The sequence below is a fragment of the Ralstonia flatus genome (genome assembly GCF_958439105.1).
Taxonomy (GTDB): Bacteria; Pseudomonadota; Gammaproteobacteria; order Burkholderiales; family Burkholderiaceae; genus Ralstonia; species Ralstonia flatus.
Genome location: NZ_CAUDLI010000001.1, coordinates 108,765 through 131,593, shown reverse-complemented (window position 1 = coordinate 131,593; position 22,829 = coordinate 108,765). Strand labels below are relative to the sequence as shown.

The following is a 22,829-nucleotide window of genomic DNA, read 5'->3' as shown; positions in this document are numbered from 1 at the left end:
TGCGCCCGAAGCGTGTCTTGAAACCGGCCCTCGCACGCTGTCCGGTGCGTGCTTCAGCGGCCGGTCAGGGGCGAGTTACAGCGTGATGCCCGCCTGTGCGAGCAGTGCTGCGGTCTCGAACAAGGGTAGACCCATGATACCCGAATAGCTTCCCGAAATATGGGCGACAAAGGCGGCTGCGCGGCCCTGGATACCGTACGCGCCGGCCTTGCCGAAGGGCTCGCCGCTGCCGATGTAGCGGGCGATGTCGTTGTCTGTCAGCACGGCAAAGCGCACGTCGGAAATGGACAGCGCATGCATCGGCGTGCCGCTGGCGGTGACGACCGTTACGGCGGTCAGCACACGGTGCTCGCGGCCGGACATCGCGCGCAGCATGCGGTGGGCATCGGTGGCGTCAGACGGTTTCCCGAGGATCTCGCCGCCCAGGCATACCGTGGTGTCCGACGTGAGGATCGGCAGGGCGGGCAGGTTGCGTGCGAGGCGGCGGCGTACCGCAGCCTGTGCCTTCAACGCGCAGACTCGCTGGACGTAGTCGTCGGGCGTCTCGCCGGGGAGCACGGCTTCCAGCGCTTCGGCATCTTCGTCGTCGCCGGCCAGCAGCAGCTCGAAGCGCGCGCCGATCTGGCGCAGCAGTTCCTGCCGGCGCGGGCTTTGCGAGGCGAGATAGAGGTGCGGCGCGCCGGGTGCATCCATGGTCATACGCGATGGTACGGGTGATTCTGCGTGATGCTCCACGCGCGATAGAGCTGCTCGGCCAGCAGCACGCGCACCATGCCATGCGGCAGCGTCAGGCTCGACAGGCGGATCAGCGTACGGGCTTTCGCCTTGAGCGCCGGGTCCAGCCCGTCCGCGCCGCCAATGACGAAGGCGATGTCACCGCCTTCCTGTTGCCATCCGGTGAGCGATTCAGCCAGCGCGACGGTGGTGAGATCCTTGCCTCGCTCGTCCAGCGCGATCATGCGGCAACCTTTGGGCAGCGCGGCTTCAATGCGCGCCGCTTCCAACTGCATGACGGTGGCGGCGGTGCGGCTGCCCGAGCGTTGCTCGGGCTTGATCTCGCGTAGTTCGATGCGCAGTTCGGGCGGCATGCGCTTGGCATACTCGGAGAAACCGTCTTCGATCCAGGACGGTATCTTGTGCCCGACGGCGACGATCAGCAACTGCATGGCGAGACTGCATGCCCGACGTTACGCCGCACGCTTCTTGGCCGGCGCGCGCTTGGCTGCCGTCTTGGTGGCGGTTTTTGCGGCGGTTTTGGTGGCCGTCTTCGTGGCGGTCTTGCCCGTACCGGCCGCGCGCTTGGTGGCGGGCTTCTTGGCAGCCGCCTTGGCAGGCGCCTTCTTGGCCGGCGCTGCAGCCTTGGTCGGGCGCTCGCCTGCCAGCTTCGGCTTGGTGGTCCGGCGCTTGGCGGGCGTGACCTCTTCGGCCTCGTCTTCCTCGTCGTCGTAGCCTTCGCTGGCCTTGGGCAGGCCACGCTTGCCCGTGCCGCCGAGTTCGATGCGCACAGGCTTGTCACCCCAGATTTCTTCGAGGTTGTAGTACTGGCGCAGTTGCGGCTGCATGATGTGGACCACGGCGTCGCCGCAGTCGACCAGCACCCATTCGCCCACGTCTTCGCCTTCCACGGCGATGATGTGGCCGCCGGCTTCCTTCACGGCGTCACGCACCGATGCGGCGAGGGCCTTCGTCTGGCGATTGGACGTGCCGCTGGCGATGACCGTGCGGTCGAACAGTTCGGTCAGGTGCGTCGTATTGAAGACCTTGATGTCTTGCGCCTTGACGTCTTCGAGCGCGTCGACGATCACGCGTTGTAGTTTGCGAATATCCATACTGAGTGAGAAGAACGTTTAAAGGGCGAGAAAAAAGGTCAAAAAAGCGCGTGAATGCGGTCAATCACGCGGTCAAGCACTGACTGTGCCATTGGCACGGCGGTACAGCGAATGCGATTGGATCAGGTCGGCCACGCCGGCGGGCAGGTCGGCGTCGCAGCGCGCGCCGGTGGCCAACTGCTGGCGCAGGCGCGTGGATGACAGGTCGACGGCCAGGGTCTGGTCGATCCACATATGGCCGGCGGGTGCGCATTGTATCAATGCCGTGTCGCCGCGGCGCACATCGAGTTCGCGCTGCACCGGCACATGCAATGCCTGGAGGTCGAAACCCGGGCGTGTGGCGACGCACAGGTGGACGTATTCGAACAGGTCCTGCCAGCCGTGCCAAGTGTCCAGGCCGACGAGCTGGTCGGCGCCCATCAGCCACGCCATGGAGGTATCCGGGCCGTAGACGCCGCGCAAATCCCGCACAGTGTCGATGGTGTAGCTGGGGCCGTGGCGATCGACTTCCATGCTGCTCACGTGGACGCGCGCGCGGCCACCGCGTACCGCTTTGGCTGCCAGTTCCGTCATGGCGAAGCGCAACGGTGCGGGTGTGATGTCGGCGGCTTTCTGCCACGACACGCCGGTGGGAATCCACAGCAGCTCATCCAGGTCGAGGCGGGCGATGCACAGCTCGGCCAGGGCGATGTGGCCGACATGCGGCGGATCGAACGTGCCGCCCAGCAAACCAAGCCGGTAGGGGCGATCGAGATCGGGGCGCACGAATGTGGGAAGCGTCATACCCAATCGCGCGCCGGCAGGAAATCGGTGTACAGGGCGGCTTCCGGCGAACCCGGCTCCGGCTGCCAGTCGTAGCGCCAATTGGCGACCGGCGGCATCGACATCAGGATCGATTCCGCCCGGCCGCCGCTTTGCAGGCCGAACAGCGTGCCGCGGTCGAATACCAGGTTGAACTCGACATAGCGGCCACGACGATAGGCCTGGAAGGCGCGTTCGCGCTCACCGTAGGGCGTGGCGTGGCGTTGCTCGGCGATGGGCAGCCAGGCTGGCAGGAAGGCGTCGCCCACCGCGCGCATCATCTCGAAGCTGCGCTCGAAGCCCAGTTCGGCAAAGTCGTCAAAGAAGATGCCGCCGACGCCGCGCGCTTCCTTGCGGTGCTTCAGATAGAAATAGTCGTCGCACCATTGCTTGAAGCGCGGGTACAGCTCATCGCCGTAAGGGGCCAGGGCGCCCTGGCAGGTGCGGTGGAAATGCGAAGCGTCTTCGGTGAAGCCGTAGTAGGGCGTGAGGTCCATGCCGCCGCCAAACCACCAGACGGGCTCCGCGTCCGGGCGCACGGCGACGAAGCAGCGCACGTTCATGTGCACTGTCGGCACGTACGGGTTGCGCGGATGGAAGACCAGCGACACGCCCATCGCCTCGAAACCGCGACCGGCCAATTCGGGCCGGTTGGCCGTCGCCGACGGGGGCAGGGTGTCGCCCATCACGTGCGAGAAGCCGACGCCCCCGCGCTCCAGCAGCGCGCCGCCTTCCAGGATACGGGTGCGACCGCTGCCGCGCAGGCGCTCGGTGGGCGGCTTCTCCCATGCGTCGGTGATGAACGTGCCGCCGTCCAGCGCGCTGGCGGCAGTGGTGATGCGGTCCTGCAGGTCCAGCAGGTAGGCGCGGACGGCTTGGGTATCCATGCGATCAGAAGGAGGCCGCTCGTAGGGGCGAGTCGGGCCGAGTCATACGGTTGTCACCATTGTAGCGGGCGGGCCGCGCGGGCAAGTTGGGGATCACCCGGGGTGACGGATGCCGCGCCTGCCCCATCGTGGGGCATTGGCGCGGCGGGCGGTCGCTCAATGGCGGATGGCGCGATGTCCGATATCGGTACGGTACTGGGCGCCGTCAAAGTGGATCTGCTCGATGGCGTTGTACGCCGCACGCTGCGCCGCCTTGACGGTATCGGCCAGGCCGACCACGCACAGCACCCGGCCGCCGTTGGTGGTCAGCACGCCGTCCTTGAGCGTGGTGCCGGCGTGGAACGTGACGCTGTCTTCGGTTTCCTTCGGGATGCCGGTGATGACGTCGCCCTTGCGCGGTGTATCCGGGTAGTTGTGGGCGGCCATCACCACGCCCAGCGCGGTGCGGCGGTCCCAGTCCAGCTCCATGCCGTCGAGCTTGCCGTCGATGGCGCGGTCGAGCACGTCGTACAGGTCGGTCTTCATGCGCGCCATGATGGGCTGCGTTTCCGGGTCGCCCATGCGGCAGTTGAATTCGAGCGTCTTGGGATTGCCTTCTGCATCGATCATCAGGCCGGCATACAGGAAGCCGGTGTACGGGATGCCGTCCTTCTCCATGCCGCGGATGGTCGGCAGGATGATCTCGCGCAGCGCGCGGGCGTGCAGCGTGGGCGTAACGACCGGCGCAGGAGAGTAGGCGCCCATGCCTCCCGTGTTGGGGCCGGCGTCGCCGTCGAGCAGACGCTTGTGGTCCTGGCTGGTGGCCAGCGCCACGACGTTCTTGCCGTCGCACACGACGATGAAGCTCGCTTCTTCGCCGGCCAGGAATTCTTCGATCACCACGCGCGCCCCAGCGTCGCCCAGGCGGTTGTCGGCCAGCATCATGTCGATGGCGCTGTGGGCTTCCTCGGCGGTCATCGCCACGACCACGCCCTTGCCGGCGGCCAGGCCATCGGCCTTGATGACGATCGGGGCGCCTTCCTGGTCAACGTACGCATGGGCCTGCGCAGCATCACCGAAGGTCTGGTACTTGGCGGTCGGAATGCCGTGGCGGTGCATGAACGCCTTGGCGAAGTCCTTCGACGATTCGAGCTGCGCGGCGGCCTTGGTCGGGCCGAAGATGCGCAGGCCCTTGGCGCGGAACAGGTCGACGATGCCGGCCGCCAGCGGCGCTTCCGGACCGACCACCGTGAAGTGGATGCCTTCGCGCTCGGCAAAGGCGGCCAGCACTTCCGGATCCGTGATCGGAAGGTTCTGCAGGCGCTTGTCGAGCGCCGTGCCACCGTTGCCGGGGGCCACGTACACCACCTGTACCTTGGGCGAGCGTGCCAGCTTCCATGCCAGGGCGTGCTCTCGACCGCCCGAACCGACCACCATCACTTTCATGCTGTACCTACCTGAAATTGCAAATCCGATTCGAAATCTGGAAAACAAAAACGGCGATCGTGAGGTCGATCGCCGTTATGCGCGCGTCCGGGGCTTACTCCCCGATGACCGCGTTGGTGAAGACTTCCTGCACGTCGTCCAGATTTTCTAGAACGTCGAGCAGCTTCTGCATCTTGACCGCGTCTTCGCCGGTGAACTCGACTTCGGTCTGCGGCTTCATGATGACTTCAGCCAGTTCCGCCTTGAAGCCGGCGGCTTCCAGCGCGGTCTTGACCTTGGCGAAATCGTGCGGCGGGCAGATGACTTCAAGCGAGCCGTCTTCGTGCGTGAGGACGTCGTCGGCGCCGGCTTCGAGCGCAGCGTCCATCAGCTTGTCTTCGGGCGTGCCGGGGGCAAAGATGAACTGGCCGATGTGGTCGAACAGGAACGCGACGGAGCCCGATGTGCCCATGTTGCCGCCGTACTTGTCGAAGCCGTGACGGACTTCGGCCACGGTGCGCGTGCGGTTGTCGGTCAGGCAGTCGACGATCACGGCTGCGCCGTTGATGCCGTAGCCTTCGTAGCGGATTTCTTCGTAGTTCGCGCCTTCCAGGCCGCCCACGCCGCGCTGGATGGCGCGGTTGATGTTGTCCTTGGGCATGTTCGCGTCGGTGGCCTTGTCCATGGCCAGGCGCAGGCGCGGGTTGGAGTCGGCATCGCCGCCGCCCAGACGGGCCGCCACGGTGATTTCCTTGATCAGGCGCGTCCAAATCTTGCCGCGCTTGGCGTCGGCAGCGGCTTTTTTATGCTTGATATTGGCCCATTTGGAATGACCGGCCATGAAACTCTCCGAGCGGAATGCAGTGGAATCTGGCGCTCAGATGGCGGTTTGACGCCACCTGCACGCTCTATAATCGGTCGCAGATTTTAGCATGCTGCACACGCCCGCCGCCCCGTCCATCCGGTCGACTTGCCGGTGTGTCCTCCCCAGATTGATCCTCGTCCAAACGCCATGACCGATCCCATCCTGATTGCCAAGAACGCCAAAGCCGAGCTGGTGCTGCTGCCCCAGCTCGCCAACCGGCATGGCCTGATCACCGGCGCCACCGGCACCGGCAAGACCGTGACCCTTCAAACCATCGCCCAGGGCCTGTCGAAGATTGGCGTACCGGTTTTCCTGGCCGACGTGAAAGGTGATCTGACCGGCATTTCGCAGCCCGGCCAGTCGAACGACAAGCTCAAGGCCCGCCTGCAGGAGCGCGGCCTGGAAGAGCCGCAATGGGCCGGTTGCCCCGTCACGTTGTGGGATGTGTACGGCGAGCGCGGCCACCCTGTGTGCGCCACCGTGTCAGACATGGGCCCGCTGATGCTGTCGCGCATGCTGGAGCTGAACGACATCCAGACCGGCGTGCTCAATCTCGTCTTCAAGATTGCAGACGACTCGGGCCTCGCGTTGCTCGACATGAAAGACCTGCGGGCGATGCTCCAGCACGTTGGCGAGCATGCTTCGGACTACACGAACAAGTACGGGAATATCTCGTCGGCCAGCATCGGCGCCATTCAGCGCAACCTGATCGCCCTCGAAGAGCAGGGCGCCGACCAGTTCTTCGGCGAGCCGATGCTCGACATCAACGATCTGATGCAGACCGTGCGCGGCCAGGGCGTGATCAACATCCTGGCGGCCGACAAGCTGCTCAACGCGCCCAAGCTGTACGCGACGTTCCTTCTGTGGATGCTCTCCGAGCTGTTCGAGCATCTGCCCGAGGTGGGCGACGTGGACAAGCCCAAACTCGCTTTCTTCTTTGACGAGGCGCACTTGCTGTTCAACGATGCACCGCCGTCGCTGCTGCAGAAGGTGGAGCAGGTGGTGCGGTTGATCCGCTCCAAGGGCGTGGGCGTGTACTTCGTGACGCAAAATCCCGCCGACGTGCCGGACACGGTGCTCGGCCAGCTCGGCAACCGCGTGCAGCACGCGCTGCGGGCGTTCACGCCGCGTGACCAGAAGGCCGTGAAGGCCGCAGCCACCACCATGCGCGCGAACCCGGAGTTCAGCATCGAAGAGGCCATCGGCGAACTGGCCGTGGGCGAGGCGCTGATCTCCATGCTGGACGAGGGCGGCCGCCCGGAAATCACGCAGCGTGCGTTTGTCGTCCCGCCCGCGTCGCGCATCGGCCCGATCTCGGACGACGAGCGCCGCGCGCTGATGGCGAATTCGTTGGTGGCCGGCCGTTACGACACGGCAATCGACCGGGAATCGGCGTACGAAATCCTGAGCGGCCGCGTGGCGAACGGCGGGGCGGCATCGGCGCCGGCTCCGGGTTCCATCGGCACGGACTTCGGGGCATCGACAGGCTCAGCGCCCGCGCCTGCACCTGCACCTGCGCCGGCGCAACAGGAGAGCGGCGGCGGTTGGCTGGGCGATGTCGGCTCGATCCTCACGAAGGGCACGGGCCGCAGCGGCCGTGGCGATTCGATTGTCGAAACGTTGGCCAAGTCGACGATGCGCACCATCGGTTCCACCGTCGGGCGCGAAATCGTGCGCGGCGTGCTGGGCAGCATTCTGGGCGGATCGAAGAAGCGCTGAGCGCATCCGAGGCACCAAAGACAACAGCCGGCATTGCCGGCTGTTTTTGTTTGCGCTGAGACCGTGCGCGATCAGTTTTTCGTGCCGAACAGGCGGTCGCCCGCGTCGCCCAGGCCCGGGATGATGTAGGCGTTTTCATCCAGGTGCGAATCAAGCGATGCCACGAACAGCTTCACGCCCGGATGCGCCTGCTGGAACACCTCCACGCCTTCGGGCGCCGCCACGAGGGCCAGGAAGAGGATGTTCTCGTCGGGCACGCCGCGTTTCTTCATCACGTCGACCGCGTGGACGGCGGAGTAACCGGTGGCGACCATCGGATCGCACAGGATGAAGGTGCGGTCTTCCAGGTCGGGCAGCCGCACGAGGTATTCCACCGGGCGGTGTTGGTCATCGCGGTACACGCCGATATGGCCGATACGCGCCGACGGAATCAGCTCCACGAGCCCGTCGCTCATGCCCACGCCCGCGCGCAGCACCGGCACCACGGCCAGCTTGCGGCCCGCGATGACGGGCGCTTCCATCGGGCCCATCGGCGTGTCGATGTGGCGGCTGGTCAGCGGCAGGTTGCGCGTGATTTCGTAGCCCATCAGCAGCGTGATCTCGCGCAGCAGCTCCCGGAACGTGCGCGTGGACGTGTCCTTGTCGCGCATGTGCGTGAGCTTGTGCTGGATCAGCGGGTGATTGAGGATGAACAGGTTCGGAAAGCGCGGATCTTGTTTCATGGCGGCAGGGGATTCTCAGATGGGGCGCATTGTACCGGCGCCCCGTGTCGATTTTGGAAGCGCTCAGCGGCGGCCGCGCATCAGGACCACATACACCACGGCGGAGATCGCGAGGCCCACGAACCACGCATACGTGTACAGCGCTTCGAACACGCCCGGCACGCTGGCGACGAAACCGGCCTGCTTGAAGAAGCCCGGCAGATTGGGCAGCACGCCGATGATGAGCGCGACGATGGCGCGGCCGTTCCAGCCGTTGCCGTAACCGTACGGGCCGTCTACGCGGAACAGTTCTCCGGTCTTCAGCACCGTGCGGCGCACCAGGAAGTAATCGACCATCATGATGCCGGCCACGGGGCCCAGCAGCGCGCCGTAACCAACCAGCCACGTGAAGATGTAGCCCTTGGTGGTTTCCAGGATCTTCCACGGCATCATCGCCAGGCCGATACCCGCCGTGATGTAGCCGCCGATGCGGAACGAGATGCGGTGCGGCGCCAGGTTCGAGAAGTCATACGCCGGCGAGACCACGTTGGCGGCGATGTTTGTCATCAGCGTGGCGGTAATGAGCGCCAGCAGCGCGACGATGACCGACGGGCCGGTCATCTTGCCGGCCAGCGTGACCGGATCCCAGATGGCCTGGCCGTAGATGACCACCGTGGACGACGTGACCAGAACGGCCACCAGCGCCAGCAGCCCCATCGGCAGCGGCAGGCCGATCGCCTGCCCGACCAGCTGATCGCGCTGGCTGCGTGCAAAGCGGGTGAAGTCGGGAATGTTCAGCGCGAGCGTGGCCCAGTAGCCGACCATGGCGGTGAGCGACGGCCAGAAGAAGCCCCAGAACTCGCCGGCGCGCTTGCCGCCTGCAGAAAACGCCGACGGCGCCGACAGCATCGGGCCAAAGCCGCCCGCATGGACATACGCCCACCAGACCAGGCCCAGCGCCGCCAGGATCAGCAGCGGGGTGGCCAGCGCCTGGAAGCGCTTGATCGATTCGAGCCCCTTGGTGATGAGCCAGATGTGCAGCGCCCAGAACAGCAGGAAGCAGAATCCCTGGCCGGGGTTGATGCCCAGGCCCGGAATGTTGCTGCCGACCAGCATGTTGTCGGTGACGACGTTGAGGATCGTGTAGATCGCCTGGCTGCCGAGCCACGTCTGGATGCCGAACCAGCCGCACGCCACAATGGCCCGCAGAATGGCCGGCAGTTGCGCCCCGCGCACGCCGAACGACGCCCGCACCAGCACTGGAAAGGGAATGCCGTACTTGGTGCCCGCGTGACCCACCAGCACCATCGGCACGAGCACGATCAGGTTGCCGAGGAACACCGTCAGCACCGCCTGCCACCAGTTCATGCCCTCGCTCATCAGCCCCGAAGCCAGCATGTAGGCCGGCACCGACACCACCATCGACACCCACAGCGCGGCGTAATTGGTCGCCGTCCAGGTGCGGGCCGCGGGTGGGGTGGGGTTGAGGTCTTCGTTCCAGAGGGTCGGGTCGGGTGCCCCGGCGGCATCCGCGGAGAAGGCGGAAGAGGTGGTTTGGCTCATGTCGATGTGGGATCCGTTGTCGTTGTAGATATTCGGAATGCAGGCGCGATTGTACGGCGCTCCCCGGCGTGCTCAAGCGAAAGCTGTGCCAAGTGCAGCGCACCCCGCGTCGGAACGTTTTGTTGAATTCCAATACAATCGACGACGCTCTCCAACACCGCCCGCGGTCCTTCCGCGTTCCGCTGTGAACACCGCGTCCTCTGCGTCCACCACTCCCGCAAGAACCACCGACACCGGCGGGCTGCTGCTTGCCTCCGCGGGCGCCGTGCTGTTTTCCGCCAAGGCCATCGTCGCCAAGCTGATGTATCGCTACCAGGTGGACGCCGTCATGGTCATCACCCTGCGCATGCTGCTGGCCGCGCCGCTGTTCATGGCGATGGGGTGGTGGCAGTCGCGCCGGGCGGAGCCCCTGACCGTGCCCGACCGCTGGCGCATCGTCGGCTTGGGGCTGATCGGCTATTACCTCTCCAGCTTTCTCGACTTCCTCGGCCTGCAGTACATCACGGCCGGGCTGGAGCGGCTGATCCTGTTTTTGACGCCGTCGTTCGTGCTGCTGATCACGTCGACGGTATTCAAGCGGCGCATTACGGGCTTGCAGTGGCTGTCGCTGGCGCTGGCCTATGCCGGCATCGTGCTGGTGTTCGCGCACGACCTGAATCTGGGCGGCAACAACGTCTGGCTGGGCGGCGGGTTGGTGCTTGCCAGCGCCGTCAGCTACGGTATCTATCTGCTCGCCAGCGGTGAGCTGGTCAAGCGCGTGGGTTCGATGCGGCTCGTCGCCTATGCGATGTGCGTGTCCACTGCGGCCTGTATCGTCCAGTTTCTGGTGCTGCGGCCGATGTCGGCGCTGGTGTTGCCCTGGCAGGTGTATGGGCTGTCGGCCATCAACTCGGTGTTCTGTACGGTGGCGCCGGTCACGATGACGATGATGGCGGTGGCGCGTGTAGGTGCACCGGTGGCGTCGCAGGCGGGCATGATCGGGCCGGTGTCGACGCTGCTGTTGGGCTGGTGGCTGCTGGGCGAGCCGATCACGATTTGGCAGATTGCCGGCAGCGCGCTGGTGCTTGCCGGTATGGCGCTGCTGTCACGCCGTCGCGGCTGACGGGCGGCCGATCGAAATAATCCAAATAACAATCACAAGGAGTCAGACAGATGGACTTGGGCCTGAAAGGCAAGCGTGCGCTGGTGTGCGGCGCAAGCAAGGGATTGGGCTTTGCGTGCGCCGACGCCCTGGCTGCCGAAGGCGTGGACGTGGTGATTGTCGCGCGCGGTGCCGAAGCGTTGTCGGCTGCCGCAGAGCGCATCCGCACGGCGCATGGCGTGCGCGTGGAAGCCGTGGCGACCGACATCACCACGCCGGAAGGCCGCGCCGAAGCGCTGCTCGCGTGCGAGCGCCTGGGCGGCTCGCCCGACATCCTCGTCAACAACGCAGGCGGCCCGCCGCCGGGCAACTTCCGCGATTGGGACCGCGACGCTTGGAATGCCGCGCTCAACGCCAACATGCTCACGCCCATCGACCTCATCAAAGCCACCGTCGACAAGATGATCGAGCGCCGCTGGGGCCGCATCGTCAATATCACCAGCGGTGCGGTCAAGGCGCCGATCGACGTGCTGGGCTTGTCCAACGGCGCGCGCTCGGGCCTGACCGGCTTCGTGGCCGGCCTGGCGCGTGAAGTCGCCAAGCACGGCGTGACCATCAACAATCTGCTGCCGGGCCAGTTCGAGACCGATCGCCTGACCAAGACGCTGGAAGCGGGCGCCAAGGCTGCCGGCATCAGCGCAGAAGAGAATTTCGACCGCAAGCGCCAGGGCAATCCGACGCGACGCTTTGGCCAGCCGGCCGAATTTGGCGCCGTGTGTGCCTTCCTGTGCAGCCAGCACGCCGGCTACCTGAACGCGCAAAACATCCTGCTGGATGGCGGCAGCTTCCCTGGCACCTTTTAAGCCAATCGACATGACTACCCTTACGCCAATTACGCCCGAAAGCGCAGTTCGCAAACGCCGCGTCGCCCTGATCGCACACGACCACAAGAAAGACGACATGGTCGCTTTCGCACAAACGCACCAGGCCTTCCTGTCGCAATGCGACCTGCTGGCGACCGGCACCACCGGCGGCCGCCTGGAGAAGGAAGTCGGCCTGACCGTGCAGCGCATGCTGTCCGGCCCGTGGGGCGGCGACCTGCAGATTGGCGCGCAACTGGCCGAAGGCCGTGTCGACGCCGTCATCTTCCTGCGCGACCCGATGACGCCGCAGCCGCACGAACCCGACATCAACGCGCTGGTCCGTGCCTGCGACGTCCACAACATTCCCTGCGCCACCAACCTCGCAACCGCCGACCTGGTGATGTCGGCCCTGCAACGGGTGGCGCCCGATCCGAAGGAGATCCACGCATGACACAAGCGAAAACCGTCCGCATCTTCGAGACCGGCGGTCCGGAAGTGATGCAGTACGTCGATGTCGACGTGCCTGCACCCGGCCCCGGCGAGGCCACCATCAAGCAGCACGCCATCGGCCTGAACTACATCGACGTCTATTTCCGCACCGGGCTGTATCCGCAGCCGCTGCCGGGCGGCATCGGCATGGAAGCCTCAGGGGTGGTGGAAGCGGTGGGCGAGGGCGTGACGCACGTCAAGCCCGGCGACCGCGTGGCCTATGCCGGCCGCCCCACCGGCGCCTACGCTGCGGTGCGCACGATGCCTGCCGACATTCTCGTGCGGCTGCCGGATGCGATCGACTTTGAAACCGGCGCCGCGATGATGCTGCAGGGCATGACCGCGCAGTACCTGCTTCGCGACAGCTATCGCGTGCAGCCCGGCGATACGGTGCTGTTTCACGCAGCCGCCGGCGGTGTGGGGTTGATTGCGTGCCAGTGGCTGAAGGCGCTTGGCGCCACGGTGATCGGCACCGTCGGCAGCGATGCCAAGGCTGAACTTGCCCGCGCGCACGGGTGCGATCACACCATCGTCTACACGCGCGAGAACTTCACCGAACGCGTGCGCGAAATCACGGGCGGCAAGGGCGTGCCCGTGGTCTACGACGGCATTGGCAAAGACACGTTCGCGGGCTCGCTGGATTGCCTCGCGCCGCGCGGGATGATGGTCACGTACGGCAACGCGTCGGGGCCGGTGCCGCCGGTTGACCTCAGCGTGCTGAGCGCAAAAGGCTCGCTCAAGATTACGCGGCCGACGCTGATGACCTACACGGCACGGCGCGAGCTGCTGGAGCCGATGGCGGCAGAGTTGTTTGATGTGGTGAGCAGCGGCAAGGTGAAGATCGAGATTCACCAGCGCTACGAACTGCAGAACGCGGCGCAGGCGCACCGCGATCTGGAAGCGCGCAAGACGACGGGGTCGACGATCCTCTTGCCGTAAGTTGAGACGTTACCGCCCGGAGGGCTTCACCCGCCGGGCGGCGGCAAAGCGCGCATCCTCGCGCACGCGGTCGGGCAGGCCGCGCAGCAGCATGTGCAGCGCAAACGGCACCAGCACGATGTCGTCCACCCAGCCGATTACCGGGATGACATCCGGGATCAGGTCGACCGGCGATACCACATACCCCACCAGCAGCAGCGCAGCCGGCGCGAGCCACCACGGCTTGTCGGGATGGCGCAGCGCAAACCACAGCAGGCGCACGTCGTTGCGCACCACGCTCCACAGGCGGAAAAGTCGTCCGAACATCGTGGGCTCCTTGATGAAAAGCCGGCGTCACATGAGGGCGTTTGGCCAGCAAACCATCGTATCAGCTTGGGGAAATGGCCCGGTTTTCAAGATGAAGCCGCATCGTCCATGAAAAAAGCCGGCCCTCTTGCGAGGTGCCGGCTTTTTGCCTCAACGGGTAGAACTCAACCCGGAATCTTGCCTTCCACGCCCTCGACGTAGAACTTGATGCCGTGCAGGAAGCCGTCGTCGGCGACCTTGTCGGCAGGCAGGACTTCCTTGCCGGTGTTGTCCTTTAGCGGACCCTTCCAGATCGGTGCGGAGCCGTCGATGATGCCCTTCTTGCGGGTTTCGATCAGCGTCTTCACGTCTTCCGGCACCACGGCGTTGTAGGCGCCCAGGTCGATGGCGCCTTCCTTCAGGCCCCACCACACGGTTTCCGGCTTCCACTTGTTTTCGAGCACGTCGCCGACGACCTTGGTGTAGTACACGCCCCACTTGTTCATCGAGGCGGCCAGGTGGGCCTTCTCGCCGAACTTGGTCATGTCGCTGTCCCAGCCGATGGCGTAGACGCCTTTTTCCTGGGCCGTTTGCACGACGGCGGCGGAGTCGGTGTTCTGCATCAGCACGTCGACGCCCTGGCCGATGAGCGTGGTGGCCGCTTCGCGCTCCTTGCCCGGGTCAAACCACTTGTTGACCCACACCACGCGGGTGGTGGCCTTCGGGTTGACGCTGCGCGCGCCCAGCGTGAACGAATCGATGTTGCGGATCACCTCGGGGATGGGCACCGAACCCACCACGCCCAGCTTGCCCGACTTGCTCATCTTGCCGGCCACCACGCCCGCGAGGTACGCGCCTTCATACGTGCGCACGTCGTACTGGCCGAGGTTGTCGGCGGTCTTGAAACCGGTGGCGTGCTCGAACTTCACGTCCGGGAATTCCTTGGCGACCTTGAGCATCGATTCCATGAAGCCGAAGCTCGTGCCGAAGATGACCTTGTTGCCCTGCGTGGCGAGATCGCGGAACACGCGCTCGGCGTCCGCAGCGCTTTCGGGGACGCTTTCGACGAAGCTGGTCTTGACCTTGTCGCCGAACTTGGCTTCGACCTCCTTGCGGCCGGCGTCGTGGGCGTACGTCCAGCCTGCGTCGCCCACCGGGCCGACGTAGACGAACGCAACCTTCAGCGGCTCATTGGCCGGCGCCGGTGCGGCAGCGGCGGGGGCCGACGATGCGGCCGGCGCGGCATTGCCGCCGGCGTTGTCGTTGGACTTGCCGCAACCCCAGAGGGTCAGGGCAGCGCCGGCGGCCAGGGCGGCCAGCGTGATCCTGCGAGTGACGTTCATCGATTTCTCCTGTTGTGTGGCTCGTTGACTGTGTTGAAGCAAATGAAAGCGGAATGCAGAAGCTGAGGCTGCATGCAGTTTAGGCAGCCCCGGGGCGGAACGGCTTGCCAAGGGATGCGGGCATGTTCAGGCGAATCCAGTCCGGGTTGCGCGAGATGATGGCCAGCACGACGATGGTGGCCGCAAACGGCGCCATCGACAGAATCTGCGACGGCACCGACACGCCCATCCCCTGCAGGTGGAATTGCAGGATCGTCACGCCGCCGAACAGCAGCGCACCGAACAGGATGCGCAGCGGGCGCCAGGTGGCAAACGTGGTCAGCGCGAGGGCAATCCAGCCGCGGCCGGCGACCATGTTCTCGACCCACATCGGCGTGTAGACCAGCGACAGGTACGCGCCGGCCAGCCCGCAGCATGCGCCGCCAAACAACAGCGCGCCAAAGCGGACGGTGCGCACCGGATAGCCGAGCGCATGCGCCGACTCCGGCGATTCACCGATCGCGCGCAGCGTGAGGCCAGCCCGCGTCTTGAACAGGAACCACGCAATCGCGCCGCACAGCAGCAGGCTGAAATAGACCATCCAGTGGTGCGCGAAGAGGGCAGGGCCGACAAACGGAATCGACTCCAGCCCGGGGATGCCGTGCGCCTGCGCCGGCAGCGACATGCCGACAAAGCGCTGGCCCATGAAGGCCGACAGCCCGGTGCCGAAAATCGACAGGGCGAGGCCCGTGGCGACCTGGTTGGTGACGAGCACCAGCGCCAGCCATGCAAACAGCGACGCCATCACCATGCCGGCAATCGCTCCGGCAGCAAAACCCAGCAGGGGAATCTGCGTCTGGTAGCCGACCATGAAACCGACCACGGCGGCCACCAGCATCATCCCTTCGGCGCCGAGGTTGAGCACGCCGGAGCGTTCGTTCATCAAGAGGCCCAGGGCGGCCAGCAGCAGCGGGGTGCCGGCGTTGATCGACGCGGCGATCAGGGGAGCGAGACTTTCCATATCAGTGGTGCGCGCGCCAGCGCAGGCGGTATTCGATGAGCGTGTCGCAGGCGAGCAGGAAGAACAGCAGCATCCCCTGGAACACTCCGGTAATGGCCGACGGCAGCCCCAGGCGCGATTGCGCAAGCTCGCCGCCGATATAGAAGAGCGACATCACGATCGCCCCCAGCACGGTGCCCACCGGATTCAGGCGCCCGACGAACGCCACCACGATTGCGGCAAAGCCGTAGCCGGGGGAAATGGATGGCAGCAGTTGCCCGATCGGCCCGGTGACTTCGAAGGCGCCGGCAACGCCTGCCAGGCCGCCCGACACCAGCAGCGCCGTCCACAGCGCCGCCCGCGACGAGAAACCTGCATAGCGCGCGGCTTGCGGCGCCAGGCCACCGACTTGCAGGCGATAGCCCGCAAAGCTGCGGAAGACGAACAACGTCATCGCCGCCGTCATCACGAGCATGAACAGGAAGCCGACGTGCAGGCGCGTGCCGGCCACGAGCGTCGGCAGAACGTACGCGCTGTCGAACACGATCGATTGCGGGAAGTTCATGCCGTTCGGATCTTTCAACGGCCCGTTGACGACGTACAGCAGCAGCAACTGCGCGATGTACGTGAGCATCAGCGAGACGAGGATCTCGTTGGCATGAAAGCGATCGCGCAGCAGCGCGGTGATCGCCGCCCACAGCGCGCCGCCAATGAGGCCGGCAACGATGGCCAGCACCAGCGCAAAGCCGCCGGGGATGGCGGGCGTCGGCGTATCGAAGTAGATGATGGTGGCCGCTGCAAAGATGCCGCCCACGATGAGCTGCCCCTCCGCGCCGATGTTCCACACGTTGGCGCGATAGCACACCGACAAGCCCAGCGCGCACAGCACCAGCGGCACGGTCTTGAGCAGCACTTCACCGATCGCCCGCTTGCTGACCAGCGGTTCGACCAGGAACACGCGCAGGCCCGCCACCGGATCCTTGCCCAGCAGCGCGAACAGCAGCAAGCCGAACACCATCGTCAGCACCAGCGCGATGAGCGGCGAGGCATAGGCCATGGTGCGCGACGGGATCGCCCGCAACTCCAGCGAAACCGGCAGCGCCAGACGGCTGCCATGCATGACGTCAGCCATGGGCCACCTCCGAGCTGGCGGCGGCCGGCGCCGACGCTTTGTCCCACATGCCGCTCATCCACAGGCCGATCTGTTCGCGGTCGGTGGCGTGCGTGGGCGTGGAGGGCGAGAGGCGCCCGTTGGCGATCACGTGCAGGCGATCGCACAGCGCAAAGAGTTCGTCGAGTTCTTCCGACACGATAAGGATGGCGCAGCCCCCCGCCTTGAGCGCGAGGATTTCGTTGTGGATCTGAGCAGCGGCGCCCACGTCGACGCCCCAGGTGGGCTGCGCGACGATGAGCACGCGCGGCGCGCATTCGATTTCGCGGCCGACGATGAATTTCTGCAGGTTGCCGCCCGACAGGCTCTTGGCCAACGCGTCGGGGCCGCCAGCCTTCACACCAAACCGGCCGATGATGGCGGTAGCCAGCTTGGCGGCGGCCTTCTTGTCGATGAGCCCGCCGCGCACCTGGGGTGCACGCTGATGCGTCAGCAGCGTATTGGCGGCCAGCGACAGCGAGGGCACGGCGCCGCGCCCCAGGCGCTCTTCCGGCACGAATGACAGCCCGCGCTTGCGGCGCGCACGCGGGTCCAGCTTGGCGACAGGATCGTTGCCGATGCTGATGGTCTGTGCCGAGGCGCGGGTGTCTTCCCCCGACAGCGCTGCCAGCAGTTCCTGCTGCCCGTTGCCCGATACGCCAGCGATGCCGACGATCTCGCCGCTGCGCAACTGCAGGGCGATGTCACGCAGCTCCGTCGCAAAGGCGTGGGCCTTGGGCAGCGACAGGCCGGCCACCTCCATGCGCACCTCGCCGGGTGTGGTCTGGGGGCGCAATTCGCGCGGAGGCTCGCCGCCGATCATCATGCGTGACAGCGACGCCGCCGTTTCCTGGCGCGGGTCGCACACGCCCGTGACCTTGCCCATGCGCATCACCGTGGCGGTGTGGCACAGGGCCTGGATCTCGTCGAGCTTGTGGCTGATGTAGAGGATGCTCGTGCCTTCTGCCGCCAACTGGCGCAGCGTCACGAAGAGCTTTTCGACGGCCTGCGGCGTCAGCACCGAGGTCGGCTCGTCAAGGATCAGCAGACGCGGCTTGGTGAGCAGGGCGCGCACGATTTCCACGCGCTGGCGCTCGCCCACGGAAAGCGTATGCACATGGCGATGCGGCTCCAGCGGCAGGCCGTATTTCTCGCCCGTGCTGCGCACCTGGTCAGCCACGTCGCGCAAATCGGTGCCTGCGGGCAGGCCGAGCAGGATGTTCTCCGCCACCGTGAGCGTGTCGAACAGCGAGAAGTGCTGGAACACCATGGCGATGCCCAGGGCGCGCGCCTGGTGCGGATTGGCGATCTCGACGCGCTGGCCGTCGAGCTGCATCTCGCCGGCGTCAGGGTGCACGGCGCCGAAGATGATCTTCATCAGCGTCGACTTGCCGGCGCCGTTTTCGCCCAGCACGGCATGGATTTCGCCCGGCGCGACAGTCAGGCTGACGCCGTCGTTGGCGACCACGCTCGGGTAGCGCTTGGTCATGCCCGTCAGCGACAGGCGTGGTGGGAGTGGTGTCACAACAGTTGGCTCGTGGTTTCCGTGCCGCTCACCGTGCGGATACGCATCGGAGGCGGTCTCTTTTTGGGTGTTGACGACACTTCACAACAGGCGACGCCGACGCAGATTCGCGCCGACGCATCGCAGCAAACATCATGGCTGGGTGATGCTTTGCATCAGCCGGGAATTATATCGTTCGGCACCGCGCCGAACGGCGATTTCGGCCCGCTTGCGCCTGCCTCGTACGAGGGGTGGCGGAGTGCAAATCCCGTGCCGGGCCCATTGGGGCCATTTGCCGCTTCCAGCTTGTCATGCCGACGTATGCAGGTGGCACGCGCAGCCCTTGGGTGGGGCGCGCAGGCCGTCTTGCACCTGCCCGGTGCGCGCACGTGGCGCGACGCTTTGCGCTACAGTTCTCGGTTTGCTCCGGCGCGGGCCTCCCGTCCGCCGCGTCCCGCTCTGCCTTCATGACTGCTCCCGCTCCCGCACGATCCCGCATGCCCGGCCCGATTCCCGGCTGGCTCCTGCTGCTTGGCGCGCTCACGGCCATCGGCCCGCTGTCGGTCGACATGTACCTGCCCAGCCTGCCGACCATCGCGCGCGACCTGAATACATCGTCGGCTGCGGCGGGGCTCACGCTGACGGTCTTCCTGATCAGCCTGGCGATCGGCCAGCTGATCTACGGCCCGGCCAGCGATCGCTTCGGCCGCAAACCGCCGCTCTACATCGGCCTGGCGATGTACGTCGCGGCCTCCATCGGCTGCGCTTTCGCCACGGATGCCACGATGTTGGCCGTGCTGCGCGGCGTGCAGGGGTTTGGCGGCTGCGCGGGCATGGTCATCGCGCGTGCAGCCGTGCGCGATCGCATGGACCCGGCCGGCGCCGCACAAGCGTATTCGACGCTGATGCTGGTCATGGGCGTGGCGCCCATCTTGGCGCCGATGATTGGCGGCGCAGTGCTGCAGTTCACAACGTGGCGGGTCATCTTTGCCTTGCTGACGGCGTTTGGCGTGTTGTCGCTGGTGGCGGTGCACTACCTGATGCGCGAGTCGCTCGCGCCTGAGCAGGCGCGCAAGCTGGCAGTCGGCCACGTGCTGCGCGATTACTGGGAACTCCTGCGCGATCACCACTACGCCGCCTATATGGGGTGCGGGGCGGTGTTTCTGTCGGGCATGTTTGCGTACATCACCGTGTCGTCGTTCGTGCTGATCGACGGTTATGGGCTGACGCCGTCGCAGTACGCCTGGGTGTTCGGCAGCAACGCAGCGGGGATGATCGCCGCCTCGCGCGTGAATGTGCGGCTGGTGCGCAAGTACTCGCCGGCGCGCGTGCTGCGGCGGGCGCTGTGGGTGCCGGCCATCACCAGCGTGCTGGCCGCCGCCGCCGCCGCGGCTGGCTTTACGCCGCTGCCGCTCGTGCTGGCGGCGCTGTTCTGCTACGTCGCGTCGATCGGCTGCATCTCGCCCAACACCGGCGCGCTGGCAATGGCGGGGCAGGGCGCGCGTGCGGGTACGGGCTCGGCGCTCATGGGCGCCATGCAGTTTGGCCTCGGCATGGTGACCGGCACGGTGGTCGCCGCCATCGGCCAGACCGCGCTGCCGCTGCTGGGCATGATGGCTGTGTGCGCCGTCGTCGCGCTCCTTCTGGGTCTGCGCATCACGCGCGAAGCGCCCGCTGCCTGACCCTCGCTTCCGGTCTCGGTCTACGCCTCTTGTTCTAGGGGCGTCTTCATCCTTTCATATGACTTTGGCATAACATGCCCGTCACGCTGATCGTGTTCGGCACCTATGATGAGTGCAGCCGGACGCCTTCAGCAGCGACTTGGCCCTGAATGACTAAGGGTTACTTCTTATACAGAATTTATCGACAATTTATTAACGTATCGCTTTCGTTTTCAAACGCGCGTCGTTTTGCCGGGATCTTCCCGCCAACGGCGCAGACGAGACGGGGGTTAAGTTGCAGTGCACGATTCACCGGCTGGGCGAACTCGCGCTGTTGTGCGAAGTGCCGCCACCGGCCACCCTGAATTGCCAGCAGCGCATCTGGACCATGGCGTCGCGCGCGTCCAACTGGGCGGGCGTGGTCGACGTGGTGCCCGGCATGAACAACCTCACGCTCGTGTTCGGCCCACTGGCCGATGCGCAGCGATTGACCACCCAACTGCGCGAAGCCTGGGAAGAAAGCCAGGCGCTGGTGGCCGACGGCAAACTCGTCGACATCGAAGTCGCCTATGGCGGTGACGAAGGCCCCGACCTGCGCGAAGTCGCCAAGCACACCGGCCTGAGCACGGCCGAAGTCGTGCGCCGTCACACTGCGCCGGAATACATCGTCTATTTCCTGGGCTTCCAGCCCGGCTTTGCCTACATGGGCGGGCTCGACAAGTCGCTCGCCACGCCGCGTCGCGCCGAGCCGCGCATGGCCGTGCCGGCCGGTTCGGTCGGCATCGGCGGCGAGCAGACCGGCATCTATCCGGCCGCATCCCCCGGTGGCTGGCAACTGCTTGGCCGCACAGACGCGGCGCTCTTCATGCCGCAGCGTAATCCCCCCACGCTGCTGGCGCCCGGAGACCGCATCCGCTTTGTTGCCTCGAAGGTGCGCGCATGAGTTCGAAACCCCAACCCATGATCGAGATCGTGCGGGCCGGCGTGCTGGCGTCTGTGCAGGACCTGGGCCGCACCGGCTATCGCCGCTTTGGCGTATGCACGTCGGGCGCGCTGGATCCGCTGTCGCTGTATGTGGGCAACCGCTTGGTCGGCAACCGCAGTGACGCCGCGGGCATCGAGTTCACGCTGGGCAACGCCACGCTGCGCTTCCACGCCAATGGCCTGATCGCGCTGACGGGCGCCGATTGCCGCGCCACGCTCGACGGCGCGCCGGTGCATGCGTGGCGCGCCATCCCTGTGCAACGCGGGCAGATGCTGACCTTGCGGGTGGCGCAGGGCGGCGTGCGCGCGTATCTCTGCGTGGCCGGCGGCATCGATGTGCCGGAGATGATGGGCTCGCGCAGCACCGATCTGAAAGCCGGCTTCGGCGGCTTCGAGGGGCGCCCGCTCAAGGACGGCGACAGGCTGCCCGTGCTGCCCGCCGATACGACGTACGCCCCCGACATCAGCGGCGACACCGTTGCCGTGAAGGCAGCCCGCTGGACGTTCGACCGCGCGCAGAAGGACACGCCCGTCATGCGCGTGCTGCCCGGTCCTGAATACGACGATTTCGTTGCCGACGCGCAAGCCGCATTCTGGGAATCGGACTGGACGCTCACGCCCAACAGCAACCGGATGGGCTTTCGCCTCCAGGGCCCGGAACTCCAACGCAAGAAGCAGCGCAGCGGCGATCTGCTCTCGCACGGCGTGGTGCCGGGCGTGATCCAGGTGCCGCCGTCCGGACAGCCCATTGTGCTGATGGCCGATGCGCAAACCACCGGCGGCTATCCGAAGATCGGCTCCGTCATCCTGGCCGACCAATGGCGCCTGGCGCAGATTCCGCTCGGCACGCGCGTGCGCTTCGAACGTGTGACGCTCGAAGAAGCCGAAGCCGCCCGCGCCGACGTGGCACGGTATCTGCAGCAAATCGAAACCGCGCTGGACTGGCAGCGCCAGGGCATTCTGTCGAGCGCGCATCGCACCGCCAAGACGCGACTGAACGCCTGATGCACCGGAAGACAACATCATGACTGCAATTGATCTGAACGCCGATCTCGGCGAAGGCTGCGATACCGACGAGGCGCTCCTCACCCTGGTGAGTTCCGCCAACATCGCGTGCGGCTGGCACGCCGGCGACGTCAACACGATGCGCCAGACGGTGGGCTGGGCGCTGCGCCAGGGCGTGTCGATCGGCGCGCATCCGAGCTTTCCCGATCGCGAAAACTTTGGCCGTACTGAAATGCACCTCCCGCCGGATGAAATCTACGCGGGCGTGCTGTTCCAGATCGGTGGCCTTTCGGCGATCGTGCGTGCGCAGGGCGGCAAGCTGGCGCACGTGAAGGCGCACGGCGCGCTGTACAACCAGGGTTCGCGCGACCGGCCGCTGGCCATGGCCATCGTGCGCGCGATCCGTGATTTCGACCCGTCGCTGGTGGTGTTTGGCCTGGCGGGCGGTGAGCTGGTCAAGGCCGCACGTGAACTTGGCCTGCAGGCCAAGGAAGAGGTGTTTGCCGATCGCGGTTACAACCCGGACGGCTCGCTCGTCAAACGCGGTACGCCGGGCGCCCTCATCGACAGCGAAGATGCCGCGCTGGACCAGACGCTGACGATGGTGCGCGAGCAGCGCGTGAAGGCCATCGACGGCACGTGGGTTCCGATCCGCGCGGAAACGGTTTGTTTGCACGGCGACGGCGCGCATGCGCTGGCGTTCGCGCGACGCATTCGGGAACGGCTTGGCAGCGAAGGCATCGCTGTCCGCGCCGGCGCCTGAGCCACGGCCCCGTC

The 22,829-nt window shown here is 66.1% G+C and carries 23 protein-coding genes; 9 read left to right on the top strand and 14 right to left on the bottom strand.

Annotation, left to right across the window (positions count from 1 at the left end):
- Positions 1–75: 75 nt before the first annotated feature.
- The 7 genes from R2676_RS00660 to R2676_RS00630 all read right to left on the bottom strand — a co-directional run bounded on the left by R2676_RS00660 (position 76) and on the right by R2676_RS00630 (position 5,762).
- Entirely contained in the window at positions 76–699 is a 624-nt protein-coding gene (locus R2676_RS00660) for a Maf family protein (RefSeq protein ID WP_206275121.1), read from the bottom strand.
- Positions 696–1,166, bottom strand: a complete 471-nt coding sequence (gene rlmH, locus R2676_RS00655) for a 23S rRNA (pseudouridine(1915)-N(3))-methyltransferase RlmH (RefSeq protein ID WP_206275122.1) — start codon at positions 1,164–1,166, stop codon at positions 696–698. Before rlmH ends, R2676_RS00660 begins: the two co-directional genes overlap by 4 nt.
- Positions 1,167–1,187: 21 nt before the next feature.
- Positions 1,188–1,829 carry a ribosome silencing factor gene (rsfS, locus tag R2676_RS00650; RefSeq protein ID WP_206275123.1) on the bottom strand — a complete coding sequence of 214 codons (642 nt, stop codon included), beginning with the start codon at positions 1,827–1,829 and terminating at the stop codon, positions 1,188–1,190.
- A 72-nt stretch (positions 1,830–1,901) separates the two neighbouring features.
- The gene (locus R2676_RS00645) at positions 1,902–2,612 is read right to left on the bottom strand and encodes a nicotinate-nucleotide adenylyltransferase (protein WP_206275124.1); all 711 of its coding nucleotides are present in this window, start codon (positions 2,610–2,612) and stop codon (positions 1,902–1,904) included.
- On the bottom strand, positions 2,609–3,517 hold the full coding sequence (hemF, locus tag R2676_RS00640; protein WP_206275125.1) for an oxygen-dependent coproporphyrinogen oxidase: 909 nt from the start codon (positions 3,515–3,517) through the stop codon (positions 2,609–2,611). Before hemF ends, R2676_RS00645 begins: the two co-directional genes overlap by 4 nt.
- Before the next feature lie 156 nt (positions 3,518–3,673).
- Positions 3,674–4,942, bottom strand: a complete 1,269-nt coding sequence (gene purD / locus R2676_RS00635) for a phosphoribosylamine--glycine ligase (protein WP_027680945.1) — start codon at positions 4,940–4,942, stop codon at positions 3,674–3,676.
- 94 nt (positions 4,943–5,036) lie between these two features.
- Positions 5,037–5,762 (bottom strand): YebC/PmpR family DNA-binding transcriptional regulator, encoded by a 726-nt coding sequence (locus tag R2676_RS00630; protein ID WP_027680946.1) that lies wholly within the window; start codon positions 5,760–5,762, stop codon positions 5,037–5,039.
- A 171-nt stretch (positions 5,763–5,933) separates the two neighbouring features.
- Between R2676_RS00630 and R2676_RS00625 the strand changes: the two genes are divergently transcribed.
- A complete protein-coding gene (locus R2676_RS00625) occupies positions 5,934–7,505 on the top strand; it encodes a helicase HerA-like C-terminal domain-containing protein (protein ID WP_206275126.1) in 1,572 nt (523 codons plus the stop codon).
- A gap of 71 nt (positions 7,506–7,576) precedes the next feature.
- On the opposite strand, the gene upp is transcribed toward R2676_RS00625, so the two are convergent.
- Together upp and R2676_RS00615 are read right to left on the bottom strand one after the other, a co-directional pair.
- The gene (gene upp / locus R2676_RS00620) at positions 7,577–8,227 is read right to left on the bottom strand and encodes a uracil phosphoribosyltransferase (protein WP_027680948.1); all 651 of its coding nucleotides are present in this window, start codon (positions 8,225–8,227) and stop codon (positions 7,577–7,579) included.
- Between the two features lie 63 nt (positions 8,228–8,290).
- Positions 8,291–9,769 (bottom strand): NCS1 family nucleobase:cation symporter-1, encoded by a 1,479-nt coding sequence (locus tag R2676_RS00615; RefSeq protein WP_206275127.1) that lies wholly within the window; start codon positions 9,767–9,769, stop codon positions 8,291–8,293.
- 184 nt (positions 9,770–9,953) lie between these two features.
- On the opposite strand from R2676_RS00615, the gene R2676_RS00610 reads away from it, so the two are divergent.
- From R2676_RS00610 to R2676_RS00595, 4 genes are read left to right on the top strand one after another with little or no spacing between them, the layout of a single operon-like run.
- Entirely contained in the window at positions 9,954–10,871 is a 918-nt protein-coding gene (locus R2676_RS00610; RefSeq protein ID WP_206275128.1) for a DMT family transporter, read from the top strand.
- Between the two features lie 50 nt (positions 10,872–10,921).
- The gene (locus R2676_RS00605; protein WP_027680951.1) at positions 10,922–11,713 is read left to right on the top strand and encodes an SDR family oxidoreductase; all 792 of its coding nucleotides are present in this window, start codon (positions 10,922–10,924) and stop codon (positions 11,711–11,713) included.
- Positions 11,714–11,723: 10 nt separating this feature from the next.
- Positions 11,724–12,164 (top strand): methylglyoxal synthase, encoded by a 441-nt coding sequence (locus tag R2676_RS00600; RefSeq protein WP_037027174.1) that lies wholly within the window; start codon positions 11,724–11,726, stop codon positions 12,162–12,164.
- Positions 12,161–13,141 carry a quinone oxidoreductase family protein gene (locus R2676_RS00595; RefSeq protein WP_206275129.1) on the top strand — a complete coding sequence of 327 codons (981 nt, stop codon included), beginning with the start codon at positions 12,161–12,163 and terminating at the stop codon, positions 13,139–13,141. Before R2676_RS00600 ends, R2676_RS00595 begins: the two co-directional genes overlap by 4 nt.
- Before the next feature lie 9 nt (positions 13,142–13,150).
- On the opposite strand, the gene R2676_RS00590 is transcribed toward R2676_RS00595, so the two are convergent.
- The 5 genes from R2676_RS00590 to R2676_RS00570 all read right to left on the bottom strand — a co-directional run bounded on the left by R2676_RS00590 (position 13,151) and on the right by R2676_RS00570 (position 18,387).
- Positions 13,151–13,447 carry a YkvA family protein gene (locus R2676_RS00590; RefSeq protein WP_009241129.1) on the bottom strand — a complete coding sequence of 99 codons (297 nt, stop codon included), beginning with the start codon at positions 13,445–13,447 and terminating at the stop codon, positions 13,151–13,153.
- 164 nt (positions 13,448–13,611) lie between these two features.
- A complete protein-coding gene (locus tag R2676_RS00585) occupies positions 13,612–14,769 on the bottom strand; it encodes a BMP family ABC transporter substrate-binding protein (RefSeq protein ID WP_027680954.1) in 1,158 nt (385 codons plus the stop codon).
- A 79-nt stretch (positions 14,770–14,848) separates the two neighbouring features.
- Positions 14,849–15,769 (bottom strand): ABC transporter permease, encoded by a 921-nt coding sequence (locus R2676_RS00580; RefSeq protein WP_102066471.1) that lies wholly within the window; start codon positions 15,767–15,769, stop codon positions 14,849–14,851.
- Position 15,770: 1 nt separating this feature from the next.
- Positions 15,771–16,880: an ABC transporter permease gene (locus tag R2676_RS00575; RefSeq protein ID WP_206275130.1), complete on the bottom strand. Its 1,110-nt coding sequence runs from the start codon at positions 16,878–16,880 to the stop codon at positions 15,771–15,773.
- Positions 16,873–18,387, bottom strand: a complete 1,515-nt coding sequence (locus R2676_RS00570) for an ABC transporter ATP-binding protein (RefSeq protein ID WP_316856742.1) — start codon at positions 18,385–18,387, stop codon at positions 16,873–16,875. The genes R2676_RS00575 and R2676_RS00570 overlap by 8 nt, the downstream gene beginning before the upstream one ends.
- A 482-nt stretch (positions 18,388–18,869) precedes the next feature.
- Here R2676_RS00570 and R2676_RS00565 point away from each other — a divergent pair, with 482 nt between their 5' ends.
- The 4 genes from R2676_RS00565 to pxpA all read left to right on the top strand — a co-directional run bounded on the left by R2676_RS00565 (position 18,870) and on the right by pxpA (position 22,815).
- Entirely contained in the window at positions 18,870–20,084 is a 1,215-nt protein-coding gene (locus tag R2676_RS00565; RefSeq protein ID WP_206275281.1) for a multidrug effflux MFS transporter, read from the top strand.
- Between the two features lie 274 nt (positions 20,085–20,358).
- Positions 20,359–21,006, top strand: coding sequence for a 5-oxoprolinase subunit PxpB (pxpB, locus tag R2676_RS00560; protein WP_206275131.1), 648 nt, complete (start codon positions 20,359–20,361; stop codon positions 21,004–21,006).
- Complete coding sequence (locus tag R2676_RS00555) at positions 21,003–22,052, top strand: 5-oxoprolinase subunit C family protein (protein WP_081785403.1); 1,050 nt, start codon at positions 21,003–21,005, stop codon at positions 22,050–22,052. The genes pxpB and R2676_RS00555 overlap by 4 nt, the downstream gene beginning before the upstream one ends.
- A gap of 19 nt (positions 22,053–22,071) precedes the next feature.
- Positions 22,072–22,815: a 5-oxoprolinase subunit PxpA gene (gene pxpA / locus R2676_RS00550; protein ID WP_206275132.1), complete on the top strand. Its 744-nt coding sequence runs from the start codon at positions 22,072–22,074 to the stop codon at positions 22,813–22,815.
- The last annotated feature ends 14 nt before the right edge of the window (positions 22,816–22,829 follow it).

Bases quoted from the DNA above. Each gene is read 5' to 3' on its own strand.
- R2676_RS00660 (WP_206275121.1), bottom strand. From the start codon at position 699: ATGACCATGGATGCACCCGGCGCGCCGCACCTCTATCTCGCCTCGCAA.
- rlmH (WP_206275122.1), bottom strand. From the start codon at position 1,166: ATGCAGTTGCTGATCGTCGCCGTCGGGCACAAGATACCGTCCTGGATC.
- rsfS (WP_206275123.1), bottom strand. From the start codon at position 1,829: ATGGATATTCGCAAACTACAACGCGTGATCGTCGACGCGCTCGAAGAC.
- R2676_RS00645 (WP_206275124.1), bottom strand. From the start codon at position 2,612: ATGACGCTTCCCACATTCGTGCGCCCCGATCTCGATCGCCCCTACCGG.
- hemF (WP_206275125.1), bottom strand. From the start codon at position 3,517: ATGGATACCCAAGCCGTCCGCGCCTACCTGCTGGACCTGCAGGACCGC.
- purD (WP_027680945.1), bottom strand. From the start codon at position 4,942: ATGAAAGTGATGGTGGTCGGTTCGGGCGGTCGAGAGCACGCCCTGGCA.
- R2676_RS00630 (WP_027680946.1), bottom strand. From the start codon at position 5,762: ATGGCCGGTCATTCCAAATGGGCCAATATCAAGCATAAAAAAGCCGCT.
- R2676_RS00625 (WP_206275126.1), top strand. From the start codon at position 5,934: ATGACCGATCCCATCCTGATTGCCAAGAACGCCAAAGCCGAGCTGGTG.
- upp (WP_027680948.1), bottom strand. From the start codon at position 8,227: ATGAAACAAGATCCGCGCTTTCCGAACCTGTTCATCCTCAATCACCCG.
- R2676_RS00615 (WP_206275127.1), bottom strand. From the start codon at position 9,769: ATGAGCCAAACCACCTCTTCCGCCTTCTCCGCGGATGCCGCCGGGGCA.
- R2676_RS00605 (WP_027680951.1), top strand. From the start codon at position 10,922: ATGGACTTGGGCCTGAAAGGCAAGCGTGCGCTGGTGTGCGGCGCAAGC.
- R2676_RS00600 (WP_037027174.1), top strand. From the start codon at position 11,724: ATGACTACCCTTACGCCAATTACGCCCGAAAGCGCAGTTCGCAAACGC.
- R2676_RS00595 (WP_206275129.1), top strand. From the start codon at position 12,161: ATGACACAAGCGAAAACCGTCCGCATCTTCGAGACCGGCGGTCCGGAA.
- R2676_RS00590 (WP_009241129.1), bottom strand. From the start codon at position 13,447: ATGTTCGGACGACTTTTCCGCCTGTGGAGCGTGGTGCGCAACGACGTG.
- R2676_RS00585 (WP_027680954.1), bottom strand. From the start codon at position 14,769: ATGAACGTCACTCGCAGGATCACGCTGGCCGCCCTGGCCGCCGGCGCT.
- R2676_RS00580 (WP_102066471.1), bottom strand. From the start codon at position 15,769: ATGGAAAGTCTCGCTCCCCTGATCGCCGCGTCGATCAACGCCGGCACC.
- R2676_RS00575 (WP_206275130.1), bottom strand. From the start codon at position 16,880: ATGGCTGACGTCATGCATGGCAGCCGTCTGGCGCTGCCGGTTTCGCTG.
- R2676_RS00570 (WP_316856742.1), bottom strand. From the start codon at position 18,387: ATGACCAAGCGCTACCCGAGCGTGGTCGCCAACGACGGCGTCAGCCTG.
- R2676_RS00565 (WP_206275281.1), top strand. From the start codon at position 18,870: ATGACTGCTCCCGCTCCCGCACGATCCCGCATGCCCGGCCCGATTCCC.
- R2676_RS00555 (WP_081785403.1), top strand. From the start codon at position 21,003: ATGAGTTCGAAACCCCAACCCATGATCGAGATCGTGCGGGCCGGCGTG.
- pxpA (WP_206275132.1), top strand. From the start codon at position 22,072: ATGACTGCAATTGATCTGAACGCCGATCTCGGCGAAGGCTGCGATACC.